This is a genomic window from Nocardioides palaemonis, assembly GCF_018275325.1.
Taxonomy (GTDB): Bacteria; Actinomycetota; Actinomycetes; order Propionibacteriales; family Nocardioidaceae; genus Nocardioides; species Nocardioides palaemonis.
This window is the reverse complement of record NZ_JAGVQR010000001.1, coordinates 2,460,425-2,477,891: the sequence shown is the minus strand read 5'-3', so window position 1 is coordinate 2,477,891 and position 17,467 is coordinate 2,460,425. Positions and strand designations below refer to the sequence as shown.

The following is a 17,467-nucleotide window of genomic DNA, read 5'->3' as shown; positions in this document are numbered from 1 at the left end:
GCCGCTCTTGGCGGGCAGCCCGACGCGGTAGGCGAACTCGCCGGCCGAGTCGTAGGTGCCGCAGGTGAGCATGACGGCGTTGATCCGCTTGGTCTCGCGCGTGCTGAGCAGCTGCGTGCCGTCGGAGGCCACGCCGTCGCGGGCGAGGAAGAGCCCGGCCAGCGCGAGCTCGCGGCAGCTCATCGACAGCGCGCACTGGGTGACGTACTGGTCGATCACCTCGTCGACGGGACGCTCGAGGTTGCCATAGCTGGCCAGCAGGTGGGCGAGCGCGTACGTGCGGTGGCCGGCCTCGAGCTCCGAGCGCGCGACCGCGGCGTCGCTGTCGACGTCCGGGCGCCCGCTCTCGCGACGCACCAGGTCGCGCAGCGCCCCGCTGGCGTCGCCGGTGAGCGACTGCAGCCGGTCGGTGACGACGAGCGCACCGGCGTTGATGAACGGGTTGCGCGGGCGCCCGCCCTCCTGGTCGAGCTGGAGGAAGGAGTTGAACGGGTTGCCCGACGGCTCGCGCGAGACCCGGCGCCAGATGTCCTCGCCCTCGGTCGCGATGACCAGGGCGAGGGTGAAGACCTTGCTGATGCTCTGCACCGAGAACGGCACGTCGGCGTCGCCGATCACGTGGACGTCGCCGTCGCAGGACGCGATCGCCATGCCGAACTGGTCGGGGTCGACCGACGCCAGGCTGGGGATGTAGTCGGCGAGCTGGCCGCGGCCGACCTCGGGGGCGGCGGCCTGCTGCGCGCGCAGCAGCGCGTCCTCGATCCTCATGCCGGTCATCCTCGCGCAGCTCCGCGCGGTGACCGCGTCAGGGTGCGACGGGCTCGGCGAGGACGGCCGCGGCGCGCGGGTCGAGGTCGTCGGTGCGGTCGCGGTGCCACAGCAGGAGCAGGAGCCGCTCCGCGGTGGCGCGGACCTCGACGTCGTCGGTGCCGGCGGCGTCGCCCAGCATCGCGACGGCGTCGTCGAGGTCGGTCGCGACCAGGCGCACCGCGTACGGCGGGGCAGGAGTCCGGTCGAGCCGCACCTGGCGCGGGTGCAGCACGTCGACCACCTCGCGCACGCCGTCCCACGCGAGGGCAGGGTCGATCGGCGTGGTCGGCCCGCCGGCGTGCTCGACGTCCCAGGCGTGCACGACCACCTCGTGGACCTGGCGCCGGCGCCAGAACCCCGCGGTCCGGTCGTCGCGGTCGAGGGTCCACGCCGCGGCGTCCGGGGGAGTGGCGGCGAGCAGCCCGACCAGCGCCTGCGCCTGGCGGGCGTACCACTCGGCCAGGTCCTCTCCGGGCACTGGAGGCTCCGGCGCCAGGCTCGGGTCACCCGCGACGACCGCGTGCACGACCCACTGGTGGACCCCGCCGAGGTGCACCGCGACGTCGCGCACCGTCCAGCCCGGGCAGTGCTCGACCGGCGCGTCCGGGTCGGCCCGCCCGAGGAGCTCGGCGAACCGCGCGGTGTGCCTGCGGAGCAGCGGGATCCAGTCGATGGTGGTCATCTGACTCCTCGGGTCGGCGCCGGGGCTGGTGGGTCGGCACCAAAATAGGCAGTTCGCGGCGTCGACCGCCGAAGCCGCGCTCGGCCGGCGGCTCGGCGGCGCGAACTGCCTGCTGGAGGCGGGCCGTGCGCACCATGCAGGCAGTTCGGGCGAGCAGCGGCCTGTCCCACGCTCAGCACGGCGCGCGGTCGCGCGAACTGCCTGCATGGTGCAGCGGGACGAGCCTCCTCAGACCAGCTGGCAGGCCTCCGCGCCGCCGACGTCCGGGTCGTCCGGCGCGATGTGCAGCGGGGAGGCGTCGGCCGGTGCGAACCGGGTGAGCCGCTGCGCGTCGGCGTCGGCGGCGAGCACGGTGCCCTGACGGCCGTCCCACGTCGCGGCGTCGACGACCCAGACCGCGAGCTGGCGCTCCGCACGGTCCGCCGCGGACGCGGAGGGGCCGGACACGTCGACCTGGACCGACACGAAGTAGCGACCCGCGCGACGGTCCGACTCCTGGGCGAAGGCCTGTCCCGCGTCGAGTCGTACCCCGTCGCGCGCGCCCGCCAGGAGACGAGCCAGCACGGGGCGGGGGACGTCGAGGCACTGCACCCCTGGAGGGTTCGTCGCGGTCGAGGACTCGGTGGGCTCCGGCGACTCGCTCACCGACGACCGACCGGCGGCGGGCTCCACCTGGGCGTCGCGGGCTGCCGGGGCGGCGTCGGTGCTGCAGGCGGTCAGCCCGAGGGCGGCGGCCAGGGCGAGCGGGAGGGCGGTGCCAGAGGCCCGACGGCGGATGTCCATGCCGCTGTGACGCGGTCGACGGAACGGAAGTTGCCGAGCGGTGCCGGCGGACTGGCCAACCGAGCTCAGAGCCGCAGCACCCGTCCGGCGACGACGAGGTGCACCTCGTCGCACGCGGCGGCGACGCGCTGGTTGACGATGCCGAGGAGGTCGCGGAACAGGCGGCCGGAGCGGTGCTCGGGGACGACGCCGAGTCCGACCTCGTTGGTCACCAGCACCACGTCGGAGGACGAGGCGCGCAGCGCCGCGACGAGGTCGTCGGCGCCGGCCAGCACGAGCGCGTGCACCGCGTCGGACTCGTGCTCCCACGCGTCGGCGGCGTCGACCACGGCGGTGAGCCAGGTGCCGAGGCAGTCGACGAGCACCGGGTCGCCGGCGGCCCGCACGGCCGCGGCGACGTCCGTGGTCTCCACCGTCGACCAGGCGGACGGACGGCGGGCGCGGTGCGCCGCGACCCGCGCCGCCCAGTCGGGGTCGGCCTCGACGTCGGGGGACGGACCGGCGGCGACGTAGGTCGCCGGGCCTCCGCCCGCGAGGTCGCGCACGAGCGCCTCGGCGTGGGTCGACTTGCCCGACCGGACGCCGCCGGTGACCAGGATCCGCATGCCGCCGATCCTCCCAGAGCGTGCTCAGGCAGCGGCGGCCGCGAGCACGAGCGCCGCGAGGGAGACCTCGACGACCGCGCCGAGGACGTCGCCGGTGATGCCGCCGAGCCGCCGCGAGCACCGCACCAGCAGGGCAGCGACCGCCGCCACCGCCAGCGCGGCGCCGGCGAGCCCGACGAGCGCCGCGCCGAGGAGGTGCCCGGCGAGACCGCTGAGCACGAGGCCGACCAGCAGTGCGCCGACCGCTCCGACCACGGGCACGGCGCCGATGACGGTCGACCCGAGCCCGTCCGGCCGGGCCGCGGGGACGCCGCGCACGCAGGCCGGCGCGAGCATCGAGCGCGACGCGCAGACCAGCAGCCCGACCACCAGCCAGGCGTGGTCGTGCCGCACCACGGCCGTCAGCCCCGCGGCCTGGAGCCCGACGACCAGGACGACGGCGACCACGCCGGCCGGCCCCACGGGGCCGGTGCGCATCACCTCGAGCGACCGCTCGCGCGAGTACGACGCGGTCAGCCCGTCCGCGGTGTCGGCGAGCCCGTCCCAGTGGAGTGCGCGCGTGCCGAGCGCGAGCACCAGCAGCACGACGTACGCCGTGGCGAGCGGGGGCAGGTCGACGAGGTCGCCGACCACGACCACGACCGCCGCGGCGACGGCGAGCGGCACGACCGCCAGCGGGGCGAGGAGCATCGCGAGGCCGGCGACCTGCCGGTCGACCCGCCCCGGCGCCGGCACCCGCACCGCGGTGAGCGTCCCGGTGGCGAGCAGCCAGCCGTCGCGCAGGCTCACGAGGGCAGGACCTCGGACAGCAGCGCCACGTCACGCATCACGGCGACACCCGAGCGCAGGACCGGCAGCGCGGCGACCGCGCCCGACCCCTCGCCGAGACGCATGCCGAGGTCGAGCAGCGGCTCGAGCCCCAACGAGGCGAGCGCGAGCGACTGGGCGGGCTCGGTGGACCGGTGCCCGGCGACCCACCACGCGCTGGCTCCCGGCGCGAGCGCCTCGGCCACCAGCGCGCACGCGACCGACACCACGCCGTCGAGCAGGACCGGCACCCCGAGGCGCGACGCCTCGGCCTGGAACCCGGCGGTGACGGCGAGGTCGGCACTGCCCAGGGCGGCGAGGGCCTCGGCGGGATCGGCGGCACGGTCGCCCACGCGGGCGAGCGCGGCGGCGACCACGTCGCGCTTGCGGGTCCACCCCTCGTCGTCGATCCCGGTGCCGCGGCCGGTGACCTCGTCGGCGGACACCCCGAGCAGCGCGGCGACCAGCGCGGCGGCCGGGGTGGTGTTGCCGATGCCGAGGTCGCCGGTCATCAGCAGCTGGGCGCCGTCCGCGACGTGGTCGCGGGCCAGGGCTGAGCCGAGGGCGAGCGCGTCGTCGCACTCGGCCCGCGTCAGCGCGTCCTCGAGGTGGATCGCGCCCGACCCGCGGCGCAGCTTGTGGGCGGTGACGTGCGCGGGCAGGTCGGAGAGGTCGGCGTCGACGGCGACGTCGAGGACGCTCACGGTGACCCCGTGCGCCGCCGCGAGGGCGGAGACGCCCGCCCGTCCCGCGACGATCGTGCGCACCATCGCCTCGGTGACCGCGGCGGGGTAGGCGGAGACCCCGTGCCGGGCGACGCCGTGGTCGCCGGCCAGCACCACGAGGCGTACGTCGTCGAGCGGGCGCGGCGGGACCTCGCCCTGCACCGCGGCCAGCCAGGCCCCGACCTCGCCGACCCGTCCGAGCGCCCCGGCCGGGGTCGCGAGCCCGGCCAGCCGCTCCCGGGCGAGAGCGGCGACGGCGGGGGAGGGCGGGGCGGTGCGCGAGGTGTCGTCCATGGCCGCGCCAGCCTAGTGACGCGGCACCACGGCCTGCTGCGAGGCTGGTGGCGTGACCGGCCACTCCGTCCTGCAGCTCCCCGTCCCGGCGCTCGAGGACTGGGTGAAGGCGCGGACCGCCCACTACGACGCGGGGTTCGTCTCCGCCGACCCGCGCTTCGGCCACGCCCACGTGACGGCGCTCGGCCCCTTCGACCCGGACCCGACGCCCGCGACGCTGGCCACCGTCGCCGCGGTCGCCGCCGCGACGGATCCGGTGGCGGTCCGCCTGGCCGAGCTCGCGCAGTTCCCGAACGGGATCATCCACCTCGTGCCGGACCCCGACGACCGGCTCCGCGACCTGACCGCCCGGCTGGTCGCGGCGTTCCCGCAGTGGCCGCCCTACGGCGGTGAGTTCGGCGGTCCCGAGGACGTACGCCCGCACCTCACCGTCGACGCCGCGTCGCCCGACGTCGACCTCGCCTCGACCGCACGGCTGCTCGCCGGGACCGTCCCGGTCGAGGTGGTGCTCGACCGGCTCCAGCTCGCGTGGTGGGAGTCCGGTGCCTGCCGGGTCCTCCACGAGTGGTGCCTCGGAGGAGGGTGAGGGCTGCTGTGGCAGGATCGCGGCATGGCTTCATGGGCGCACCTCGAGATCACCGTCGACGACCAGGGCAACGTCGAGGTCGGCGGCTACAACGCCGACCCCGAGTCGATCGTGGCCGGCACCGAGTCGTGGGAGGACCTGCTGTCCTCGCTCGGCGCCAGCGGCTGGGAGCTGGTGCAGGTGATCCCCGGCGTCGAGACGACGTACTGGTTCAAGAAGCAGTCCTGACCCGGCGCCGGTCGACGACGTGAGCGACCTGCACGACCGGTTCCGCGCCGCCTCGGCCACCGCCGAGGCGGTGTTCTGGCGCGAGCCGTCGACCCCTGCGGCGATGTTCCGCGAGCTCGCGGCCTTCGCCGAGGAGCACGACGTCGCGTGGGACCGCTACGGCGAGCGCGGCGCCGTCGAGCAGCTCGAGGCCGAGGTCGCCGGGCTGCTCGGCAAGCCCGCCGCGGTGATGTTCCCCAGCGGCGTGATGGCTCAACAGGCGACCCTCCGGTCCTGGTGCGACCGCTCCGGCTCGCGCCGGGTGGCCCTGCCCGACATGTCCCACCTCCTGCGCTACGAGCAGGACGGGCCGCGGCGGGTGATGGGCCTCGAGCTCGAGCCGCTGACCACGGGCCGCGAGACCCCGACGGCCGCCGCGCTGGACAAGGTCCCGGGACGCCTCGGCGCCGCCATGGTCGAGCTGCCGCTGCGCGACGCCGGGTGCCTGCTGCCGCCTTGGGAGGACCTGGTCGCGCTGTCGGAGGCCGCCCGCGGGCGCGGCGTACCGCTGCACGCGGACGGGGCCCGGATCTGGGAGTCGGTGCCGCACTGGGGTCGGACCCTCGCCGAGGCGGCCGACCTGGTCGACTCGATGTACGTCTCGCTCTACAAGGGTCTCGGCGGCACCAGCGGCGCGCTGGTGGTCTGCCCCGAGGACCTGGCCGGCGAGCTGCGGTCGTGGCGGCAGCGGATGGGCGGCACCATCTTCTCGATGACGACGGCCGCGGTCGGTGGCCTGAAGGGGCTGCGCGAGCACGTCGACCGGTTCGCGGCCTACCGCGACTGGGCGATCGCGCTCGCGGCCGAGCTCCAGCAGCGCGGCATCCGCACGGTCCCCGAGCAGCCGCACATCGCGACGTTCCTGGCCTACGCCCCCGGCAAGGCCGACGAGGTCAACGAGCGCGTCGTGGCCTACACGGAGGAGCACCACGTGGTGCCGTCGGGCCTGTGGCAGCCGGCCGACGTGCCGGGCTGGGTCGTCACCGAGCTCACCTGCTACGACGCGGCCGTCGACCGCGACCCCGCCGAGGTCGCCGAGCAGCTCGCGGCGGTCGTGGCGTGACTCGCTCGGCCTGACTCGCTGCGGGGGACGGGCGTCCCCTACATTCCTCCCGTGAGTGCCCAGGCCCCCTCTGCTGTCATCCTCGTCCGCGCGGCGAAGTTCGTCCCCAACCCGGCGACCGCCGCCGACAACGCCTTCCAGGCCGACGCCCCGGCCGGCCAGACCGAGGAGGCCACCTCGGCCATGGCGCTCGCCGAGATGGACGCCCTCGCCGACGCGCTGCGGGCCGTCGGCGTGCGGGTCCACGTCTTCGAGGACGACGACCACACCCGCCCCGACAGCGTGTTCCCCAACAACTGGGTCTCCACGCACGCCGGCGGCGCCGTCGCGGTCTACCCGATGTACGCCTCCAACCGGCGCCACGAGCGCCGGGCCGACGTGCTGGAGATGCTGAAGTCGCACTACCGCGTGCAGACGATCGTCGACTACTCCGGTCTCGAGCCGGACGGCATCTTCCTCGAGGGCACCGGCGCGATGGTCCTCGACCACGTCTCCCGGGTGGCCTACACCGCCCGCAGCCACCGCGCCGACGCCGCGGTGCTGGAGCGATTCTGCACTGACTTCACCTACGAGCCGATGGCCTTCGACGCCGTCGACTCCGAGGGCGTGCCGGTCTACCACACCAACGTGATCGCCTGCATCGGCACAGACGTCGCGATGATCGCCCTCGAGATGATCCCCGACGAGGTGCGCCGCGAGCAGGTGCGCGAGCGCCTCGCGGTCACCGGCCGCACCATCGTCGAGCTCACCGAGGAGCAGATCCGCGAGTTCGCCGGGAACGCCGTCGAGCTGTGCGGCCGCACGCCTGAGGGCAAGCGGCGCTACGTGATGGCGATGTCGGCGCGGGCCAAGCGGTCGCTGCGGCCCGAGCAGGTCGCCGTGATCGAGGAGTCGTGCGAGATCGTCGCCGTCGACATCCCGACCATCGAGCTCGCCGGCGGCTCGGTGCGCTGCATGATCGCGGGCGTCCACCTCGACAAGCGCCCCGAGCAGCTGCCCGAGCCGGGCGAGAACGTCGTGGCGATCAACGTCGACGACCCGGTCACGCCCGACGGCCGGTTCGTCGACGGCAACGCGAACGACTGACGGCTGGGCAGACCGCCCTCAGCGCGCCAGCTGCACCAGCAGCACCGCGTTGAGGGCGATGATCGCCGCCGCGACCACGATGCCGGCGGCGGTGGTCGTGGGCCGGTTGACCAGCGAGCCCATGACGTCGCGCCGCGCGGTGAACCACACCAGCGGCACCAGCGCGAACGGGATGCCGAAGGACAGCACCACCTGCGACCCGACGAGCGCGGCGGTCGGGTCGACGCCGAGGGCGAGGATCAGCAGGGCGGGCGCCAGCGTGACGAGGCGGCGTGCGGCGACCGGGATGTGGCGACGGATGAAGCCCTCCATGATCACCTGCCCCGACAGCGTGCCGACGCTGCTCGACGCGAACCCCGAGGCCAGCAGGCCGAGGGCGAAGAGGAGCGCGGCGCCCTGCCCGAGCGAGTCGCCGAGACCGGCGTGCGCGGCCTCGATGGTGTCGATGCCCTGGCCCGAGAGGGCCGAGGCGGCGACCAGCAGGAGCGAGAGATTCATCAGCCCCGCCACGGTCATCGCGACGATCACGTCGATCCGCTGGCTGCGCATCACGGTGACCCGCTCGGCCTCGGTGCGGGCGTGGAGCCGCTCGCTGGTGAGCGCGCTGTGCAGGTAGATTGCGTGCGGCATGACGGTCGCCCCGAGCATCCCGGCGGCGAGCATCACGCTGTCCATCCCCGCGAACCGGGGGAGCGTGCCGTCCAGGACGGCCATCGAGTCCACCCCGCTGATCGCGACGTCGTAGGCGAAGCCGACGAGGATCACGCCGAGGAGCCCGATGATCACGCTCTCGAACTGGCGGTGGCTCCTGCCCTTGAGGCCCAGGACGACGAAGGACACGACGGCGGTGATGGTGCCGCCCGCGAGGAGCGGGAGGTCGAAGAGCAGCTTGAGCGCCAGAGCGCCGCCGACGATCTCGGCCAGGTCGGTGGCGATCGCCACGAGCTCGGCCTGGCCCCACAGCCCGCGGGCGACCCGGCGGGGCAGGTGCTCGCGGCACAGCGCCGGCAGGCTCAGCCCGGTGGCGACGCCGGCCTTGGCCGAGAGGTACTGGATGAGCATCGCCATGACGTTGCTGACGACGACGACCCACACGAGCAGGTAGCCGTAGGCGGAGCCGGCGGAGATGTTCGTGGCGAAGTTGCCCGGGTCGACGTAGGCGACCGCCGTGACGAACGCCGGGCCGAGCAGCGGCCACATCCGGCCGAGCCGGCCGCGGAGCCCGACCGCCGGGGACGGCTGGTCGAGCACCGCGGCGGCGGACGTCGTACGACGAGTGGGCGGGGCGGCGTACCGCGGCGTCTGGAACACGTCAGTCCTCGTCGCTCAGCAGGAGGGGAGGCGGCGCCGGTGCCCTGCGGGCGCGTCGCCGGTCGATGACCCGGCAGATGACCTCGGCGAGGACGAAGAGCGCCATCATCGGGATCGCGAGCATGAGCATCGAGAACGGGTCGGTGGAGGGCGTCGCGACGGCGGCGAAGACCACCGCTGCCATGAGGATGACCGAGCGGTGCCGGCCCAGCTGGGCTCCCGAGACGACGCCCGCGAGGTTGAGCAGCACCAGGAAGAACGGGATCTCGACGGCGATGCCGAAGACGAGCAGCATCCGGCTGAAGAAGGAGAAGTAGTCGCCGAACTCGACGAGGTTCTCCATGCCGGCCGGGGTGAAGCCGATGAGGACGCCGAGGCCCTTCGGCAGCACGTAGTAGCCCAGCGCGACGCCGGCGATGAACAGCGGCCCTGCCACCGCCGCGAAGACCCGCGACCACCGCTTCTCGCGCGGCAGCAGCCCCGGGACGACGAACGCCCACACCTGCCACAGCCAGTACGGGCTGGCCGCCACGAGGGCGGCCGTCCCGCACAGCTTGAGGTTGAGCATCAGCGGACCCGTGGCGCCCGCGACGTACGCGGTGCTGACGGTGTCCTCGCCGATGAGGGTCTGGGCCTGGTTGTAGGGCCCGAGGACCAGCGCGAGGAGCTGGTCGTAGAAGGGCAGCGCGACGAAGAACGCCACCACGAGGACGAGGGCGGAGCGGATCAGCCTGGCCCGCACCTCGCGGAGGTGGTCGGCCAGGGACATGCTCCCCGGGACCGCGCCCGGGCGGGCGGTGGGTCCGCGGAGCACGTCCACGACGCCGGCGATCGACATCACGCGCCCCCGTCAGCCGCGCTGAGCGTCGTGCTCGCGGGGGGTCTCGACGATGATCGGCTCGGAGGCCGGCGTCTCGGCGACGGGCGTCGTGGCCGCGTCCTTGTCCGAGTCGGTCAGGCCCTTGGTCTCGGCCTTGAAGATCCGCAGTGCCTGGCCGGAGCCGCGGGCGAGCTCGGGGAGCTTGCTGGCGCCGAAGAGCAGCACCAGCACGGCCAGGATGATGAGCAGCTCCATGCCGCCCAGTCCGCCGACGAGCAGCGGGGAGATCAGGGTGGAAGTCATGCCGTCTTCCTTTCAACGGGTGCTGCGTGGAGCGAGGTGTCGTCCTCGCTGTCGGTGTCGTCGTCCTCGTCGTCGTCGCGCTCGGCGAGGATCTCCTCGACCTGGCGGCGCACGATCGCGCGCGGGTCGAGGTCGCGGAGCTCGAGGTCGGAGTAGCCCTCGCCGAGCGAGGAGCGGAGGTCGTCGCGCACGGAGTCACCCATGCGCCTGGCGGCCTTGATGCCGTGGGCCAGCTGCTTGGCCAGCCCGGGGAGCTTGTCGGGACCGAGCAGCACCACGCCGAAGAAGGCGATCACGGCGAGCTCGGGGAGTCCGATGCCGAACATGGGGGTTCCTTCCCGCAGTTCCTGCTCCGGGGTGGACCGGGCGCCCGTGGGCACCCGGTCCACCCGGGCGGAGCCTGGTGTCAGGCCCGGTGCCGGGCGGAGCGCCCGACGAGGACCCGGTCGACCTCGCGCGACCACCGCGCGGGCTGGAGCGCCGCGTGGTGGGCGGACTGGTGGGTCACCAGCCACACCGCACGCAGCACGACCGCAGCCAGCATCAGCATCGCGACGATCTCGATGGCGGGCACGTGGATCACGCGCTCTTGTTGACGGCGCCGTTGACGCCCTTGGGGAAGAAGCCGCCCTTGGTGACCGACTTCGGGTTGAGGTAGACCACGTTGAGCACCTGGCCGGGCGTGCGGCTGTAGGCGATGCCGAACTTGTCCGTCGGGACGAGGTTGGCCTTGCCCGCGGCCGAGCCGATGCCCTGGTCCTTGTTGGACTTGCCGTCGAGGCTGTCGCGGGCGTTGGAGATCGCCTTGGCGGCGTCCTGCAGGCCCTTGGAGTAGAGCGACGTCCGGACGATGCCGGCGTGGTAGGCCTCGACCGCGAGGATGCCGGCGGCCGCCTCGAGGTAGGTCTTGTTGGAGATCAGCGGGGCGGCGCCCTTGTAGGCCGTGACGCCCACGTCCTCGAAGATGTAGGCCGCGAGGAGGAAGTTGTCCTCGTTGGCGTACGGGTCGAAGGTCTGGCCGGGCTGGATCAGGCCGGCGGCCCTGGCGGCCGCGGTGAAGCTGGCCTCGATGTCGATGGCCGGTCGGGCCACCTTGGCGCCACCGAGCGCCTTGCGCAGGAAGGCGACGTGGTCGTGCTCGTCCTTGGCGATCTCCTCGGCGTACTTGCGGATCGCCGGGGTGGCGAAGGAGACCTGGCGGCCGCCCTTGACGCCGCCCTTCTTGCCCTTGCCCGACGTCAGCTTGTCGTCGAGGCCCTTGCCGAACGCGGCGTAGGAGTAGAACTCGGCCTCGAGGTACTCCAGGTTCAGCGCGAAGTTGAGGACCGCGCCGTCGCTGACGCCGCCGGGAGCGGCGTGGGCCGCCCCGCCGAGCGCACCTGCGCCGACCACGCCGAGACCGGCGACGCCGGCCGACTTCAGGAAGAGGCGGCGGTCGGTCTCGTTCTCCGCGCTCCGGTTGATCATGTCTGTGACTACTGCCTTGCCGAACATGCGTACTCCGTTCAGGGGTGTTCGCCGTGCGAATCAAGGTCGTCGAGGCCTCCGACGGCCCGCCGGGACTGAGGCCCGGCTGGTGTGACACGGGTCATTCGGGGCGGCGGTGGTCACGGATTGGTCACGACCGGAAATACGTCGCACCCCGCCCGGCGGACCGGACGGGGTGCGACTGTGGAACCGACGAGCAGGGTCAGGAGATGGTGACCGGCTGGCCACCCGAGACCAGGCGCCAGTCGACCGAGGCGAACTGCGCCGGGTCGATGGTGCCGTGCTCGGTCACCCAGTCGATGATCAGCTGGCGGATCTCGTTCTGCTGGTTGTAGACGACGGGGGCGGTGGACACGTGCGGGAAGCCACCGCCGCCGGACTGGCGGTAGTTGTTGACCGCCATCGCGAACTCCTGGTCGGCCGTCACCGGGACCCCGTCGTAGGCGAGGCCGACGATGCGCGAGCCGACCGGCTGCGCGATGTCGATCTCGTAGGTCAGGGGGGCGTCGAGGCCCGCGACGGAGTCGAAGTTGTAGTCGGGCGTGCCGTTCGGCGCCGTGGGCGTGACGGCGCGGGTGACCTGCTCGACGGTGAACGGGCCGGTGCCGGACACCTGCTGGAAGTAGCGGGCGGAGTACTCGAGGTAGTCCTTGACCTGCGCGCCCGTGATCCGCACCCCGAGCAGGGTGTTGTCGTAGATGTAGAGACCCGCGACGTCGCGCACGGTGACCTGGCCGGACGGGAACGACGCCTCGCGGTTGAACGGCGCCGCGATGGAGAGCACCGGCAGCGCGGCATCGGCGGCCGACAGCCCGGCCTTCACCGCGTCGGCCTGGACGTACTGCACGAAGTCGATGATCGGCACGTCCTCCACGACGGCCCGGTCGGCCGACAGGGCGGTCGTCGAGGTGCCGACGGGGGAGTTGACGTAGTCGACGACGGTCCGGTGCTGGTCGCGCACCGCGGCCAGCACGGCCGGGTCGCCGTCGACGGTGTTGGAGTTGAGCGTCTGGCCGTGGGTGGCGACGACCTTCCAGCGGCCGCGGTGGAGCTCGAGGTCGAGGTCCATCACCGCGACGCGCATGCCCCAGTAGAGCGGCTCGCACAGCAGCACCTGCTGGCCGGTGGTCGCGTTGGTGACGTAGCGCTGCGGGATCTCCTTGTGCGCGTGGCCGACGAGGATCGCGTCGACGCCGGGGACCTGCTCGGCGACCAGCGAGGCGGCGTTCTCCGGGTACGGCAGCGCGTCGCCGTAGGACGAGGAGGTGTCAGCGCCGCTGTGCGCGCTGATGACGACGACGTCGCAGCCGCGGCGCTTGAGCTCGGGGACGAACTTCCTCGCCTGCTCGACCAGGCCGGGGAACTCCATGCGGCCCTCGACGTTGGCCTTGTCCCACAGCGCGATGCCGGGGTTGGTCAGGCCGAGCACGCCGACGGTGACGTGCGGGCCGCCCTTCACCCGGAAGCGCTTGATGACGTAGGGCGGGAAGACCGGACGCTTCGTGGCCGGGTCGACGGCGTTGGCGCCGAGGAGCGGGAAGTCGAGCTGGGACTCGAAGGTGCGCAGGGTGTCGATGCCGTAGTTGAACTCGTGGTTGCCGAGCGCCGCGGCGTCGTAGCCGACGAGGTTCATCGCGCGGGCCATCGGGTGCGTCGAGCCGCCGGTGATCGGGTCGATCCGGGCGTAGTAGTAGGCCAGCGGCGTGCCCTGGATGGTGTCGCCGGCGTCGAGGGTGAGGACCGGCTGGTGGCGCAGCTCCTTGCGCGCGGCCTTGATCAGCGTGGCGGCCTTGGCCAGCCCGATGTCGTCGTGGGCGGTGTTGTCGAAGTCGGCGTTCTTGAAGTAGTCCCAGTTGAGGACGTTGCCGTGCAGGTCGGTCGTGCCGAGCACGGTCAGACGGGTCGTCGGACGGCCGTGGTGGTGGCCGTGCCGTCCGCCGTGCGCCTGCGCCGGGGTGGGGGCGGCGACGAAGCCGGCGGCGGCGAGGGCGGCAGCCCCCGTCACGACCGTGCGGCGGGCGGGGGTGGGCTGGGTGGGGGTGGGCATGGTGCATCGCTTTCCGAGAGATCCGAATGGTCCGAGGCTGCCCGGGGGCAGCGGTCCATCTACCTACACCGACGTGGGCGGGGTCAACCCTCCCGCGCCGCGATCATCGGACCCGCAGACGCGCAGGCATTGGTCGGACGAGGTCTGCGCCGCACGCGGGCGCTGACGCCTGCGTGCCCACCAATGCCTGCGCGTCTCCGCTGGGGGGAGGTCTGTGCCGGGAGCCGCGACCCACCCGGACGTCGACCCACACCAGGCGGTGGTCGCTGGCCGGGAACGGGAAGGTGCCGACCAGGCGGAAGAGCGGGTCGGTCGACGTCGGCCAGAACACCCCGGCGTCGGTGATGCGCGTCGCGCGGTCGGGGAGGACGTAGTCGGCGCGGATGTTGCCGGGCGGCTCGGAGAAGTCGGCCGTGTCGAACCGCGGGTCGCCGAGGTGGGTGAGGTTGACCCCACCGTCGCGCTCGGACGCCTCCACCGCGCCGTCGCTGGTCGGGGTGACCCGGGTGTTGACCGCCGGGTTGTCGAGCAGCTGCTGGGCCGATCCCGCCACCGAGTCGCCGTCGAGGGGGTCGGAGTTCTGGTCGCCGGCGATGACGAACGTGCTGCCACGTCGCAGGCCGCCGCGCCTGCCCTCGTCGTCGTAGAGGTAGTCGGCGCGGTCACGGACGTAGTCGCCCCAGAGCCTGATCTCGTCGTGGTTGCGCAGGCCGTTGCGGTCCTCCGGGCCGTCGAAGACCGGCGGCGTCGGGTGGGACACCAGGAAGTGCACGGTCGAGCGGCCCACCCGGATCGGCACGTCCCAGTGCGACTTCGACGACAGGCGCACGGCGTCGAGCTCGGCGGGGGAGTACCAGTCCGCCGGCGCGGCGGTGGCGGGGTCGTCGGGCAGGAGCGCGCCCGGCATGTCCTTCCAGAGGAAGTCCTGGAAGGTCCGGACACCCCGGGTGTCGATCGGGAACTTGGAGTAGACGACCATGCCGTACTGGCCGGGGAACTCCCCGAAGCCGAAGGCGTCGTTGCCGCCGCCGACCGTGCCGCTGTTGTCGAGGTCGAGCCCGCTCGGCACCCCGGTGTTGACCGGCGCGACGTAGTAGTAGGGGTAGTCGACCGCCGGAGCGCCGTGGTGGGGCACCTCGAGGTAGTTGTCGCGGAACAGCTCGGCGGCGCGTCCGCCCTCGACGTAGTCGAACTCGTTGACCAGCAGCACGTCGGGATCGGTGCGCTGGATCGTCTCGGCCACTGCGGCAGCCTGCGCGTTGCCGGGCGTGGACAGGTCCCGGACCAGGTCGCCTGACGCCGTGCGGTTGAGCGAGGCGTTGAAGGTCGAGAACCGGACGTCGGTGGGCTGTCCGTGCCCGTGGCCGTGGCCGTGGTGGTGGTGCCCGTGGTGGTGCCCGCGTCCGTCGTCGTCGCGGTCGCCGGCGACGGCCGGGGCGACGAGGACGGGGGTGGTGAGGCCGGCGAGCGCGAGCGTCGCGACGGCGGCCAGGGTGCGTCGGGATGTCATCGGGTGAGCCTTCCGGAGGGGTCGGGGCAGCCTAGGACGACCAGGAGTCGGCCACGGCGGCACCGATGTCGGGGTTGTCGGTGAAGAAGTCGTCCATGCCGGCGGCGAGGAACGTGCGGATCTCGCCGGTCAGGTCCCCGGGCGCGGCCGGGTCGGCGGAGGAGCGGAACTCCAGCGGGAGGAAGGAGTTCTCCCGCCGGAAGGTCCAGCCGGTGACGGTCAGCCCGGCGCGGTGGGCGTGGGCGATCGCGTCGGTCGGGGCACCGAGGCTGCCGTCGGCGTCGCGGGGGATCATCCGGTCCTTGCACAGCCCCACGCTGTCGGCGTAGCGCGCGATCCCGCGCATCCCGGCGCGGGTGACCAGGTCGTCGTAGGTCACGCCGGTGCCGGCGACGACCTGGTCGTAGGGCGCGCCCGAGCAGTCGACGAGCTGGACCAGGTCGAAGCGGGTCATCCGGTCGAGCCGGCGCAGGTTGGACACCTCGAAGCTCTGGATCACGACCGGCGTGCGGCCGGGGCGTACGCCGTTGCGCGCGAACGCGTCGAGCACGGCCCGCTCGGCAGGGTGACCGGCGGCGGCGAGGTAGGTGCTGTGCTTGATCTCCGGGATGACGCCCATCGGCTCGCCGTCGCAGGTCTCGGTGCGGCGGGCGAAGGCGAGCACCTCCTCGAACGTCGGCACCTGGTAGAGCCCGTCGAAGGACCGGCTCTCCGGCCGGAGCTGGGGCAGCCGCTCGACCGCGCGGAGCGTCTTGAGCTCGGCGAGGGTGAAGTCCTCCACGAACCAGCCGGTGACGGGTCGGCCGTCGAGCTGCTTGGTCGTCCGCCGGTCGGCGAACTCCGGGCGCGACGCGACGTCGGTGGTGCCACCGATCTCCGGCTCGTGGCGGTCGACGAGCACGCCGTCGCGGGTCATCACGAGGTCGGGCTCGACGTAGTCGGCGCACTGGCGCGCGGCGAGCTCGTAGGCGGCGACGGTGTGCTCGGGGCGGTAGCCGGAGGCGCCGCGGTGCGCGAAGACCGTCGGCCCACCGGTGCGGACCCGCTGGCGTCGCAGGCCGACGTGGATGATCTCGACGTCGTCGGGCTGGCCGTCGACGCGGGCGTCGTCACCGGGGAAGTTGGTGTCGTTGGCGAGGACGAAGCTCCCGTCGCGCATCTGGACCACGGTCTCGGTGGAGACGAACGGGAAGGCGAAAGGGTCACCGGTCCCGTAGCCGTCGCCCTCGCCGATCTCGTCGGGGTTGGCGAGGTCGAGCAGGTCGAGGACCGGCTCGGCGACCAGGTGGCCGCCGGGCTCGGTGCGGCCGAGGTCGACCTCGACGACGCGCTTGGTGACCGCCTGGGCACCGCCGAAGTTGTCGCGCTCGAGCAGCAGCATCCGGTCGCGGCCGGTCATGAACGCGTCGCCGACGAGGTTCGCGGCCTCGACCGTGCGGTAGACCCACGAGCGGCCGGTGTAGCGCATGGTCCGGGTGTCGAGCTGCTGGATGCGCCGCACGCGCTGGTCGGTCTCGGCGGTGAGGGCGCCCTCGAGGACGGGGTAGGCGTAGCGCGAGCCGTCGTAGGCCATCGCCTCGAAGCCCTTGCTGGCCGGGAGGGTCGGCTGGGCGGACCCGAGGAACGGGTCCTGCGGCGACCGCACGCCGGGGAGCGGGACCGGCGCGTCGAGCAGCACACCGTCGGCGCCGAAGTGCAGCACGAAAGGACCGAACTCGTCGCCGACCAGGAAGCTGCCGTCGCGCAGGCGCACGACCGACTCGATGTCGAGGTCGGCCCCGGTCAGCAGCCGCTCGTCGGTGTCCTCGTTGACGATCGGGAAGCCGGCCTCGTGGTCGGGGTCGCTGAACGAGATGAGGTCGGGCAGGGCGACGGTGCCGTTGCCGCCCTCGCCCTCGAAGGACGGGCGCACGAGGTACATCCGCAGCAGGAAGTCGGCGGAGTTGGCCTTCGTCCCGAAGCCGTTGTCGGGCATCGCCCAGAAGGTGCCGTCGCCGTTGTCGAGCATGGCGGAGAAGCCGGGCACGACCTGGCCGGGGAACGGGCCGGTACGTCCGTTGGCGGGCGTGGCCTGCGCACCGGACGGCGGGCCCGGGGCGAGGAAGTCGGCGTCGAGGGTGGCGCGCCCGAGCAGCGTGGGGACGTCGACGGTGCGCGACCCGTGGTGCCCGCGGTCGTGGCCACCGGCGCGTCCGGGGTCGGCGTGGGCGGGCGCGACGGTGAGCGGGGTGAGGACGAGCGCGGTGAGGGCGGCGAGCGCCGGACGGGGCAGGAGCATGA

Annotated in this window: 19 protein-coding genes; 4 read left to right on the top strand and 15 right to left on the bottom strand. The window is 73.4% G+C overall.

What is annotated here, in order from left to right; translation table 11 throughout:
• The 6 genes from glsA to cobT form a co-directional block, all read right to left on the bottom strand.
• Positions 1-768: glutaminase A (gene glsA, locus KDN32_RS12065; protein WP_211732292.1), on the bottom strand; the 768-nt coding region annotated here is incomplete at its 3' end.
• A 37-nt stretch (positions 769-805) separates the two neighbouring features.
• The gene (locus KDN32_RS12060; RefSeq protein WP_211732291.1) at positions 806-1,492 is read right to left on the bottom strand and encodes a maleylpyruvate isomerase family mycothiol-dependent enzyme; all 687 of its coding nucleotides are present in this window, start codon (positions 1,490-1,492) and stop codon (positions 806-808) included.
• A 228-nt stretch (positions 1,493-1,720) separates the two neighbouring features.
• Entirely contained in the window at positions 1,721-2,275 is a 555-nt protein-coding gene (locus KDN32_RS12055) for a hypothetical protein (RefSeq protein WP_211732290.1), read from the bottom strand.
• Positions 2,276-2,340: 65 nt separating this feature from the next.
• A complete protein-coding gene (cobU, locus tag KDN32_RS12050; protein ID WP_211732289.1) occupies positions 2,341-2,880 on the bottom strand; it encodes a bifunctional adenosylcobinamide kinase/adenosylcobinamide-phosphate guanylyltransferase in 540 nt (179 codons plus the stop codon).
• Between the two features lie 24 nt (positions 2,881-2,904).
• The gene (locus tag KDN32_RS12045) at positions 2,905-3,669 is read right to left on the bottom strand and encodes an adenosylcobinamide-GDP ribazoletransferase (protein WP_307853983.1); all 765 of its coding nucleotides are present in this window, start codon (positions 3,667-3,669) and stop codon (positions 2,905-2,907) included.
• On the bottom strand, positions 3,666-4,706 hold the full coding sequence (gene cobT / locus KDN32_RS12040) for a nicotinate-nucleotide--dimethylbenzimidazole phosphoribosyltransferase (RefSeq protein WP_211732288.1): 1,041 nt from the start codon (positions 4,704-4,706) through the stop codon (positions 3,666-3,668). Before cobT ends, KDN32_RS12045 begins: the two co-directional genes overlap by 4 nt.
• Positions 4,707-4,758: 52 nt before the next feature.
• Here cobT and KDN32_RS12035 point away from each other — a divergent pair, with 52 nt between their 5' ends.
• Genes KDN32_RS12035 through ctlX form a run of 4 tightly spaced genes read left to right on the top strand, consistent with a single transcriptional unit; the run spans position 4,759 to position 7,708 of the window.
• The gene (locus tag KDN32_RS12035; protein ID WP_211732287.1) at positions 4,759-5,292 is read left to right on the top strand and encodes a 2'-5' RNA ligase family protein; all 534 of its coding nucleotides are present in this window, start codon (positions 4,759-4,761) and stop codon (positions 5,290-5,292) included.
• Positions 5,293-5,316: 24 nt separating this feature from the next.
• A complete protein-coding gene (locus KDN32_RS12030; protein ID WP_211732286.1) occupies positions 5,317-5,520 on the top strand; it encodes a hypothetical protein in 204 nt (67 codons plus the stop codon).
• A gap of 19 nt (positions 5,521-5,539) precedes the next feature.
• Positions 5,540-6,622 carry a threonine aldolase family protein gene (locus KDN32_RS12025; protein ID WP_211732285.1) on the top strand — a complete coding sequence of 361 codons (1,083 nt, stop codon included), beginning with the start codon at positions 5,540-5,542 and terminating at the stop codon, positions 6,620-6,622.
• 51 nt (positions 6,623-6,673) lie between these two features.
• A complete protein-coding gene (ctlX, locus tag KDN32_RS12020; protein ID WP_307853982.1) occupies positions 6,674-7,708 on the top strand; it encodes a citrulline utilization hydrolase CtlX in 1,035 nt (344 codons plus the stop codon).
• Positions 7,709-7,726: 18 nt separating this feature from the next.
• Here the strand turns inward: ctlX and KDN32_RS12015 are convergent, their stop codons facing one another.
• The 9 genes from KDN32_RS12015 to KDN32_RS22430 all read right to left on the bottom strand — a co-directional run bounded on the left by KDN32_RS12015 (position 7,727) and on the right by KDN32_RS22430 (position 17,465).
• Positions 7,727-8,908 carry an Nramp family divalent metal transporter gene (locus KDN32_RS12015; protein ID WP_211732523.1) on the bottom strand — a complete coding sequence of 394 codons (1,182 nt, stop codon included), beginning with the start codon at positions 8,906-8,908 and terminating at the stop codon, positions 7,727-7,729.
• Between the two features lie 112 nt (positions 8,909-9,020).
• Positions 9,021-9,857 (bottom strand): twin-arginine translocase subunit TatC, encoded by an 837-nt coding sequence (gene tatC, locus KDN32_RS12010; RefSeq protein ID WP_211732522.1) that lies wholly within the window; start codon positions 9,855-9,857, stop codon positions 9,021-9,023.
• Between the two features lie 12 nt (positions 9,858-9,869).
• Complete coding sequence (gene tatA, locus KDN32_RS12005; protein ID WP_211732284.1) at positions 9,870-10,142, bottom strand: twin-arginine translocase TatA/TatE family subunit; 273 nt, start codon at positions 10,140-10,142, stop codon at positions 9,870-9,872.
• The gene (locus KDN32_RS12000; protein WP_211732283.1) at positions 10,139-10,468 is read right to left on the bottom strand and encodes a twin-arginine translocase TatA/TatE family subunit; all 330 of its coding nucleotides are present in this window, start codon (positions 10,466-10,468) and stop codon (positions 10,139-10,141) included. The genes tatA and KDN32_RS12000 overlap by 4 nt, the downstream gene beginning before the upstream one ends.
• Before the next feature lie 80 nt (positions 10,469-10,548).
• Positions 10,549-10,725, bottom strand: a complete 177-nt coding sequence (locus KDN32_RS11995) for a hypothetical protein (RefSeq protein WP_211732282.1) — start codon at positions 10,723-10,725, stop codon at positions 10,549-10,551.
• Positions 10,722-11,609 (bottom strand): ferritin-like domain-containing protein, encoded by an 888-nt coding sequence (locus KDN32_RS11990; RefSeq protein ID WP_249216418.1) that lies wholly within the window; start codon positions 11,607-11,609, stop codon positions 10,722-10,724. Before KDN32_RS11990 ends, KDN32_RS11995 begins: the two co-directional genes overlap by 4 nt.
• Before the next feature lie 223 nt (positions 11,610-11,832).
• Positions 11,833-13,677 (bottom strand): bifunctional metallophosphatase/5'-nucleotidase, encoded by a 1,845-nt coding sequence (locus KDN32_RS11985; protein WP_211732280.1) that lies wholly within the window; start codon positions 13,675-13,677, stop codon positions 11,833-11,835.
• Positions 13,678-13,780: 103 nt separating this feature from the next.
• Positions 13,781-15,187 (bottom strand): endonuclease/exonuclease/phosphatase family protein, encoded by a 1,407-nt coding sequence (locus KDN32_RS11980; RefSeq protein WP_211732279.1) that lies wholly within the window; start codon positions 15,185-15,187, stop codon positions 13,781-13,783.
• Positions 15,188-15,218: 31 nt separating this feature from the next.
• Complete coding sequence (locus KDN32_RS22430; RefSeq protein WP_249216417.1) at positions 15,219-17,465, bottom strand: esterase-like activity of phytase family protein; 2,247 nt, start codon at positions 17,463-17,465, stop codon at positions 15,219-15,221.
• Positions 17,466-17,467: the final 2 nt, after the last annotated feature.

Bases quoted from the DNA above. Each gene is read 5' to 3' on its own strand.
- KDN32_RS12055 (WP_211732290.1), bottom strand. From the start codon at position 2,275: ATGGACATCCGCCGTCGGGCCTCTGGCACCGCCCTCCCGCTCGCCCTG.
- KDN32_RS22430 (WP_249216417.1), bottom strand. From the start codon at position 17,465: ATGCTCCTGCCCCGTCCGGCGCTCGCCGCCCTCACCGCGCTCGTCCTC.
- KDN32_RS12060 (WP_211732291.1), bottom strand. From the start codon at position 1,492: ATGACCACCATCGACTGGATCCCGCTGCTCCGCAGGCACACCGCGCGG.
- tatC (WP_211732522.1), bottom strand. From the start codon at position 9,857: ATGTCGATCGCCGGCGTCGTGGACGTGCTCCGCGGACCCACCGCCCGC.
- cobT (WP_211732288.1), bottom strand. From the start codon at position 4,706: ATGGACGACACCTCGCGCACCGCCCCGCCCTCCCCCGCCGTCGCCGCT.
- tatA (WP_211732284.1), bottom strand. From the start codon at position 10,142: ATGACTTCCACCCTGATCTCCCCGCTGCTCGTCGGCGGACTGGGCGGC.
- KDN32_RS11980 (WP_211732279.1), bottom strand. From the start codon at position 15,187: ATGACATCCCGACGCACCCTGGCCGCCGTCGCGACGCTCGCGCTCGCC.
- KDN32_RS11985 (WP_211732280.1), bottom strand. From the start codon at position 13,677: ATGCCCACCCCCACCCAGCCCACCCCCGCCCGCCGCACGGTCGTGACG.
- KDN32_RS12000 (WP_211732283.1), bottom strand. From the start codon at position 10,468: ATGTTCGGCATCGGACTCCCCGAGCTCGCCGTGATCGCCTTCTTCGGC.
- KDN32_RS12030 (WP_211732286.1), top strand. From the start codon at position 5,317: ATGGCTTCATGGGCGCACCTCGAGATCACCGTCGACGACCAGGGCAAC.
- cobU (WP_211732289.1), bottom strand. From the start codon at position 2,880: ATGCGGATCCTGGTCACCGGCGGCGTCCGGTCGGGCAAGTCGACCCAC.
- KDN32_RS12015 (WP_211732523.1), bottom strand. From the start codon at position 8,908: ATGTGGCCGCTGCTCGGCCCGGCGTTCGTCACGGCGGTCGCCTACGTC.
- KDN32_RS11990 (WP_249216418.1), bottom strand. From the start codon at position 11,609: ATGATCAACCGGAGCGCGGAGAACGAGACCGACCGCCGCCTCTTCCTG.